Source organism: Vibrio sp. YT-19(2023) (assembly GCF_033337395.1).
This window is the reverse complement of sequence record NZ_JAWOQN010000215.1, coordinates 1-944: the sequence shown is the minus strand read 5'-3', so window position 1 is coordinate 944 and position 944 is coordinate 1. Positions and strand designations below refer to the sequence as shown.

General features: G+C 43.1%; 1 protein-coding gene and 1 pseudogene. One reads left to right on the top strand and one right to left on the bottom strand.

Going from position 1 to position 944, the window contains the following annotated elements; translation table 11 throughout:
- Positions 1 to 372 (top strand): annotated as a pseudogene (locus tag R7E78_RS24960) (Zn-dependent protease); the annotation flags it as partial.
- Between the two features lie 154 nt (positions 373 to 526).
- Here the strand turns inward: R7E78_RS24960 and R7E78_RS24955 are convergent.
- Positions 527 to 883, bottom strand: a complete 357-nt coding sequence (locus R7E78_RS24955; protein ID WP_005454342.1) for a hypothetical protein — start codon at positions 881 to 883, stop codon at positions 527 to 529.
- Positions 884 to 944 lie beyond the last annotated feature (61 nt).

Genomic DNA, 944 nt, shown 5'->3' with positions numbered 1-944 from the left:
GCCTCTTTTGGGTTCATCAAACAACACAAGACGTTGAAGCAATTAGAGGAAAGTGTGTTTTGGCTATTGCGAGAACTGGCATGGGTCAGCCACTCTCAAGCAGACAAAGCTCAGCGCGCCTACCATTGTGCCCTCGCCCATTTAGGCTTTCCTGAAGTGAAGTTAGAACCAGCTAACAGCAATTGGCATTTAAGTCGCGCCGCATTAGAGTTGTTGCTGCAACTGAAACCCAAAGACAGACGAATGTTCGTCAAAGCTTGTCGACTCGCGATTGAATCAGATGGGGAAATTACCGTTGCGGAAGGAGAACTCTATCGCGTCATTGCTTGCTTCCTTGAAGTACCGGAACCACCACTTACCATCTCGGGTTAGCTAAAACGTATCTTTCTAAGACTTTCGCTCTAAACGAAGGTTATTTACTGCAACTTAAGAAGAAACTTCACGCCAAATAGCGAAGTATCACCAAAACAAAAACGCCAGCGTTAATCGCTGGCGTTTTCATATTTGTCGGTATCAAAGCGCTAAATTAAGCTGCTTTAAATCGCTCTGGAATTTGCGTGATGCTTTCACGATAGCTGAACCACAAGTACGTAACAGCAAGTGAAAAGAAAAGATAAGACAACGCAAACACGATTGGTGAAGTAATCAATTGCGCAGACATACCCCACATAACACCTACAACCGTAATAGTCAGTTTAGATAACATGCCGCAAATCAATAAAAACAGCGCTAACTGCGGAAAACGCGAGCTACGGAATGCAAAGAAATAACAGCTACCCACTGCCAGAGAAGCAATAGATAAACCTAACATAAATGAATGGATGTGATCTGCAGATGCTACACCAGCAGAAACAGAAGCCATGAGTAATAGGAACAGTTTCATAAGTCACCTCACAACAGTTCTAAAAAAGCATCCCTTCATAAATGAAAACTCATTTTGCGCT